General features: G+C 65.4%; 7 protein-coding genes. All 7 read right to left on the reverse strand.

Translation table 11 applies throughout. The annotated features are described in order from the left end of the window. Position 1: 1 nt before the first annotated feature. On the reverse strand, positions 2 to 946 hold the full coding sequence (locus tag EOA75_RS26065; RefSeq protein ID WP_127325498.1) for an acetamidase/formamidase family protein: 945 nt from the start codon (positions 944 to 946) through the stop codon (positions 2 to 4). Continuing rightward, a complete protein-coding gene (locus tag EOA75_RS26070) occupies positions 936 to 2,579 on the reverse strand; it encodes an ABC transporter substrate-binding protein (protein WP_095827469.1) in 1,644 nt (547 codons plus the stop codon). The genes EOA75_RS26065 and EOA75_RS26070 overlap by 11 nt, the downstream gene beginning before the upstream one ends. Before the next feature lie 33 nt (positions 2,580 to 2,612). After that, on the reverse strand, positions 2,613 to 3,533 hold the full coding sequence (locus EOA75_RS26075) for an ABC transporter permease (protein WP_066998214.1): 921 nt from the start codon (positions 3,531 to 3,533) through the stop codon (positions 2,613 to 2,615). Beyond that, positions 3,530 to 4,396 carry an ABC transporter permease gene (locus tag EOA75_RS26080; protein ID WP_206517037.1) on the reverse strand — a complete coding sequence of 289 codons (867 nt, stop codon included), beginning with the start codon at positions 4,394 to 4,396 and terminating at the stop codon, positions 3,530 to 3,532. Before EOA75_RS26080 ends, EOA75_RS26075 begins: the two co-directional genes overlap by 4 nt. 19 nt (positions 4,397 to 4,415) lie before the next feature. Then, complete coding sequence (locus tag EOA75_RS26085; RefSeq protein WP_066998217.1) at positions 4,416 to 5,018, reverse strand: ANTAR domain-containing protein; 603 nt, start codon at positions 5,016 to 5,018, stop codon at positions 4,416 to 4,418. Beyond that, positions 5,015 to 6,109 carry a transporter substrate-binding protein gene (locus EOA75_RS26090; protein ID WP_127325500.1) on the reverse strand — a complete coding sequence of 365 codons (1,095 nt, stop codon included), beginning with the start codon at positions 6,107 to 6,109 and terminating at the stop codon, positions 5,015 to 5,017. The genes EOA75_RS26085 and EOA75_RS26090 overlap by 4 nt, the downstream gene beginning before the upstream one ends. Positions 6,110 to 6,268: 159 nt before the next feature. After that, positions 6,269 to 6,965, reverse strand: a 697-nt coding sequence (locus tag EOA75_RS26095) for an energy transducer TonB (RefSeq protein ID WP_164747564.1), incomplete at its 5' end; no start/stop codon positions are given.

Genomic DNA, 6,965 nt, shown 5'->3' on the forward strand with positions numbered 1-6,965 from the left:
CTCATTCAAACACGCAGCGCGAGAAGTAGAACGACACCACCCAGTTCGGCATGTCGACGATCTCGCTGATCCTGAGATCGCCGCAGACCGAGACCAGCATATAGGCGTCGACCGGGTCGAGCTTGTATCGGCCGGCCAGCAGGTCGACCATCTGACTGACCGCCTGCTTGGCGCCGGTCATCAGGTCAGGCGCGATCCCGGTCGTCACCTCATAACCTTTGGCGTCGAGATGCCGCGTCACCGGGCCCGGCGTGGTGAAGCGCGGCGTCTTCAGCCGCGCGTCCTTCACGAGGTCGAGCTTGAGCACGACGTCCATCGGACTCTCGATCGCAGTGCCGCACACTTCGCCGTCGCCCTGCGCGGCATGCGTGTCGCCGACCGAAAACAGCGCGCCTGCCACTTCCACCGGCAGATAGAGAATGGTGCCGGCGGCAAGGTCCCTTATGTCGAGATTGCCGCCGACGCGCCGCGGCGGCACCACCGAATGGTGGCCCATCTCGCCCGGCGCGTTGCCGATCGTGCCGGCAAACGGCTTCAGGGGCACGCGGCCTTGTCTGCCGAACAGCGCCGGCTCGAGCGAGCCGGGGTCATATTTCCAGATGTTGAGTGCCGGCTCCTTGAAGTCGTCGGCAAGCAGACCGAAGCCCGGAATGTTCGCCGTCCAGCCGAAGCCGGACGGCTTGAACATTTCGATCGTCACCTTCAGCGCGTCGCCGGGCTCGGCGCCCTCGACGAAGATCGGCCCGGTCACCGGGTTGATCATGCCGAAATCGAGATTGGCGATATCGCCGACGGTGCTGTCGGCCTTGAGCTGCCCGCCGGAAGAATCCAGGCACTGGAACTCGATCGTCGAGCCAGGTGCCACGCGCTCGGCCGGGGCAAAGGAATTGTCCCAGCCGAAGTGGTGATGGCGCCCGTGGATGGTGTAGTCGCAGTTACTGCACATCTTTCACATACACATTGTCGTAGTTGATCGGGATATGGACCGGGTCGACATAGAGATTGTCGGCGCCGCCCATGCGGGCCGACTTCAGCGTGAAGCGCTGCTCGTTGAAGACCGGCGCCCAGGGTGCGTCCTCCATGATCTTGTCGTAGATCGCGCTCCACATCTTCTCGCGATCCGCGGACTTTGCCGGATCGACGACCGAATCGGCCTCGGCAGCCTTGGCGTCGAGATCCTTGTTGCAGTACCACGCCCAATTCCAGCCGCCCGGCACCGCGCCGGCGCAGCCGAGGATCGGTCCGTAGAAGTTGGACGGATCCGGGAAATCGGCGATCCAGGCCATGCCGCCCGACCAGATCATCGGCGCGCCGGACTTGTCGCCGCCGGCGGCAATCACGTTGGCCTGGGCGAGCGATTGGATGCTGGCCTTGATGCCGATGGCCGCCAGATCCTGCTGGATCGCCTGCGCGATACGCGGATTGGGGTCGGTGTTCATGGCGAACAACTGCGTTTCGAAGCCATCTGGGTGGCCGGCCTCGGCAAGCAGGGCCTTGGCCTTGGCGACGTCATAGGGGTAGCCCTTGAAAGCTTTGTCGTAGCCGGGCATCGACGGCGGCAGCGGCTGATTGGCCGGCACCGCGCGGTTGTTGATCATCTGAACGATGCGGTCCTTGTTGATCGCCATGTTCACCGCCTGGCGCACCTTCACATTGTCGAAGGGCGGCATGGTGGTGTTCATGGTGATGTAGCCGGTGTGCAATTGCCCGCCCACCACGACGCGGGCCTTCTGCTCCGGATCGTTCATCACCTCCTGGAACTTGGCCGGCGGAATGCCGTCGCCGGGCACGTCGATCTCGCCCTTCTGCAGGCGCAGCAGCGCCACGATCGGCTCCTGGCCGATCTCGAAGGTGATCTTGTCGAGATGCGGCAGGCCCTTGTGCCAGTAGTCGGGGTTGCGCTCGAAGACGATGCGCTGGCCGAGCGTCCATTCGGCAAGCTTGAAGGCGCCGGTGCCGACCGGATGCTTGCCGAAGTCGGCGCCGTATTTCTCGACCTCCTCCTTCGGCACCACATGCGAGAAATTGATCGCCATGACATGCAGGAAGGTGGCGTCCGGGCGGGTCAGCTCGAATTTGATCGTATAGGGATCGACCGCGGTGACGCCGGAGAGGCTGTTCGCTTTGCCGGCGGCGACCTCGTCATAGCCTTTGATCGAGCCGAAGAAGCCGGCGCCCGGGCTCTGCGTCTTCGGATTGGTGACGCGGTCGAGCGAGTATTTGACGTCGTCGGCCGTCATCTCCCGGCCATTGTGGAACTTCACGCCGTGGCGCAGCTTGAAGGTGAAGGTCTTGCCGTCCGGCGAGATCTCGTAGCTTTCGGCAAGGTCGGGCTTCAGCTTGGTGGTGCCGGGCTCATAGTCCATGAGGCCATCGAACAAGCTTTTGATCATCGACCAGTTCTGCCAGTCGTAGCCGATCGCCGGATCGAGCGTCGCGACATCGTCCTTGTAGGTGATGGTGATGGCGCCGCCCTGCTTGGCGTTAGGGTCGACCGCGTCGTCGGCGCGCGCGCTTGCCATGCCGAGCATCAGCGCAAGCGCCGAGGCCGCCACGGTGGATGCCAGAAATCGTCTCATGTCACTGTTCCCTTTCTCTGGTTGTTGCCTTGTTCATCTGAGTTTAATTCGGGGGTCGATGAAGGGCGCGATGATGTCGGCCAGCAGGTTGCCGAGCACGATGGCGAAGGCCGAGACCAGGGTGACGCCCATGATGATCGGGATGTCGACGCGCTGGATGGCCTGCCAGGCGAGCTGGCCGATGCCGGGCCAGCCGAAGACGCTTTCGACCACCACGATGCCGCCCATGAAGACGCCGATGTCGATGCCGATCATGGCGACCACCGGCAGGATGGCGTTGGGCAGCGCATGGCGGAACAGGATGGCGCCGCGCGCCAGGCCCTTGGCGCGGGCGGTGCGCATATAGTCCTGGCGCAGAACGTCGATCATGGACGAGCGCATCATGCGCGCATACCAGCCGGCGCCGAGTATGCCCATGGTCAGCGAGGGCAGCACAAGATGCCGCCAACTGCCGTAGCCGCCGATCGGGAACCAGCCGAGCCGGACGGCGAAGACATAGAGCAGGAGCAGGCCGACGACGAATTGCGGCGCCGAGACGCCGACGAAGGAGGCGACCATCAAGGTCTGATCGGTGGAGGTGCCGCGCTTGACGGCGGCGATCAGGCCCATGGTAAGGCCGATCGCGAGCTCGCACAGGATGGCGCCGACCATCAGAAGCAGGCTCGCCGGCAGCCGCGAGACGATGAGCTCGGTGACTTCCGAGCGCTGGATGTAGGAGCGGCCGAGATCGCCGCTGAGCAGCCTTGTGAGATAGTGCCAGTACTGGACGATGAAGGGCTGGTCGAGGCCGAGCTGCCTGCGGATGTTTTCAACCGTGTCGGGCGTCGCGCTGCGGCCGGCGATCTGGCGCACTGGATCAGCCGGCAGCAGATAGAGCAGCGCGAAGGTGATCAGCGAGACGCCGAGCAGGATGAGTAGCGACTGGATGAGACGTCGGCCGAGATAGGCGATCATGCCCGCCCCCTCTGCGTCGGGTCGAGGATGTCGCGCAGCGCGTCGCCGATCAGGTTGAAGGCAAGCGCAAGCGCCAGGATCGCGGCGCCGGGGAAGAACACCAGCCAGGGCGCCGCCTGGAAATAGGTCTGGTTCTCGAAGATGATGTTGCCCCAGGAGGCCGTCGGCGGCTGCACGCCGATGCCGAGATAGCTGAGCGTGGCTTCGAGCAGCACCGTGGTCGAGATGCCGAGCGTGCCCCAGACGATGATGGTCGGCAGCAGATGCGGCAGGATATGGCGCAACAGGATGCGCGGCGCGCTCGCCCCTATCGTGCGCTCGGCATCGATGAACTCGCGCTCCGACAGCGACGAGGTTTCGGTGTAGATGACGCGCGCGGTCTGCACCCAGTTGACCAGCGCGATCACCATGGCAACGATCCAAAGGCTCGGCTCGAACACCGCCGCCAGGCAGATGGCGAGAAGCAGTGCCGGGAAGGCCATCATCAGGTCGGTGAAGCGCATCAGCGCGCTGCCGATCCAGCCGCGGAAATAACCGGCCGTGACGCCGACCAGCGTACCGATCAGAAGCGCCACGCCGTTGGCGACGATGCCGATGATCAGCGAGGTGCGGGCGCCGAACAGGATGCGGGTCAACAGGTCGCGGCCGAGCAGGTCGGTACCCAGCCAGAACTTGGCGTTCGGCGGCAAGGGCGAACCTTCCAGCGTCAGTCCGTCGAACATCTGCTCGTTGGGATCGTAGCCGGTCAGCCACGGCGCCAGGATGGCGCCAGCAAGCACGACGGCGACGATGAAGAGTCCGAGCAGCGCCAGCGGCCGCTTGAGCAGCCGGCGCCAGACGCCGGCGCGCGGCTTGACCGGCATTTGGCCCGGCGCCGGGAGATCAGGCGCGATGGGATTGGTCACCGCCATCCTCATTTTCCGTCATCGCCACGATCCGCCGGGCCGCTTCCTCGACGCTGATCTGCCAGCTCATCGCCAGCGACCGCAACTGCGCATAGGCGCGATCGTCGTCGCTGCCTTTCGACAGCGCCGCGACCGCGCGCACGATGGTCTGGCGCTCGCCGACGCGCTGGCGCAGCGACGCGATCTCGTCGGCCAGCCGTTTCCCCGCCTCGAAGCTTTGCCGGGCGATCAGCAGCGCGCTGTACACGCCCGCATTGCCGACCGGTTTCAACAATTGCGCGTCGGCTTTTTGCGACAGCGCCCATTCGATGCGGCCCGGCGCTTCCGAACCGATCAGCGCCACCAGGGGCATCGGCGCCTCGCCCGGCTGCCACGGGAACTGCTCGTCGAAGCCGAGATCGGCGTCGAAGAAGACGAAATCCGCGGCAAGCGCCTCTGCCGGCAATTGCGGCCAGCATTCGACCGCCTCAAGGCCGATCGCCGACAGCTGCCTGGTGATCGCCTGCACCGTCGCGTGCGGGCGATGCAGCACGAAAGCCCGCGCGCCGCCAAGATTGGGGATGCGTGCGGACCGGCTCACGACACCACCCTGAGCCGCGGACGGCCGAAGGTCTTCGCCGGGTCGTAACGCGACAGATAGGGATCGGGCGCCACCTCTTCCTCGCGGCTGACGACCTCGAAAAATCCATCGGCGATGCGCCCGATGATCACCGGCAGGGTTGCATGCTGCGTGTGCGGATCGATTGCGATAGGCCCCAGGCGCGTCGTGAAGCGGCGCCCGGCGAAGGCTTTTGAGAACGCCGCCGGGCCGGCGTCGGGAACGCCGGAGAGCACGTCCGCCATCACTTGCACCGATGCATAGGCGGACGCCTCGAAGGACGAGGCGAAGGCAGCCGGGCGCGGCGCGAAATAGGGTCCGGCCGACAAATGGCCCCTGCCCGTTTCGCCGATCGCCGGCAACTCGCCCTCGGTGAGATTGCAGGATATGACCGGGCAGGCATCGGCCTTGAAGGCCGCATTCTCGCGTCCCAAGTCGCGATATGCCGCCAGGAAGGCATAGGACGAGGTGCCGATGAGGTTGTTGAGGATGAAATTCGGCCGCGTGGCGCGGATTTCATCGATCAGGCGCGAAACGTCGGTTTCGCCGATGCGCAGGTAGCGCTCGCCGAGCACCTTGCCCGCAGCGTCGGCGATCAGGTCGCGCGCGACGCGGTTCATCTCCCAGCCCCAGATATAGTTCGAGCCGAGCAGGAAGCCGTTGGCGCCGAAACGCGGCGCTACATGAGCCATCAGCGGAACCAGATGCTGGTTCGGGCAGGCATGCATGTAGACGACATGCTCGTTGGCCTCGAACCCCTCATAGGGGCAGGCATACCAGAGCATGCCGCCGGCCTTCTCCAGCACAGGGATCGTCTCCTTGCGGCTCCAGGAGGTAATGCAGCCGATCACGTGGCGGGCGCTGCTGGTCCGGAAGATATCCTCGCAAAGTGAGGCGTAGCGGTCGGCATTGCTTTGCGGATCGCGTTCGACCGGCACCAGCTCGATCCCGCAGCTTCGGTCGGCATTGATGTCGGCGATCGCCCGCATCGCGCCCGTGCGGCACGCGTCCGAGACGAGCTGGTAGCTGCCGGATCGCGAATAGAGGACGCCGATCTCGATACGCCGTTTCAAGCAATGCCCCAAAAATGAAAAAGCCCCGCAGCCGCCGCCGACAGGCGAGGCATACGAGGCATTCTTGCCGTCCGGCGACCGAGGCCGATATGTTCGCAGCTACCCTATTCCCTACCGCCCGCCAGTCAAGCCTCAAAGTTGCATGGCGCGGCGGGGCATCTAATCGCGCAGGCTGAAGACGAAAGGCGCGGTGCGGGTGACGTGGGCGCCGAGTTCGGCCGGCGGCGCCGGCACCGACGCGCCCTGCAACACGCCGAGCGCGGCGCGATCGAGATCCGGATCGCCCGAGGATTGCGCCAGCCGGGCAGAGACTACCCTGCCGGAGACGTCTACCGTGAAGGTTACAGTAGGCGTGCCCTCGACGCGCCTGGAGCGCGCCGCGCTCGGATAGCGGGTATGCCGCCTGATCCATGCCGCCAAGTTGGAATTCCAGCGCGACGGGCTGACGCTCGATCGCGACACCGAGTCGGAGGATTGCGGCGCGGCGGCCTTCGCGCCTGCGTTGGCATCGATGCCGGCCATCGTCACGGCCTTTGGCGGCGCGGCCTTTGCCCTTTTCCTCTGGTTCGGCTTTTCGACCGGCTTCTTTTCCACTTTTTTCCTCGCCTCGACGAGCTGGCTTGCCTTCGGCTGCGCCTCGAAAGGCTTTGGCTGCGGCAGCGGAACGACGACGTCGGGAGTAGCTGTCTCGACAGGGTCGGGCACGACCTCGTCCAGCGGCGGCCGCTCGCTGAGCGCAGCTGCTGTCTCCGCCGGTTCGGCCTCCGCCGCCTTGTCGGAAACGACCGGCGGCTCGGCGACCGGCTCGACCCCTTTCACGACCGGCGCCGGATCGGTCACCGGGTTCACTTCGGCG

The organism is Mesorhizobium sp. M1A.F.Ca.IN.022.07.1.1 (assembly GCF_003997575.1).
Taxonomy (GTDB): Bacteria; Pseudomonadota; Alphaproteobacteria; order Rhizobiales; family Rhizobiaceae; genus Mesorhizobium.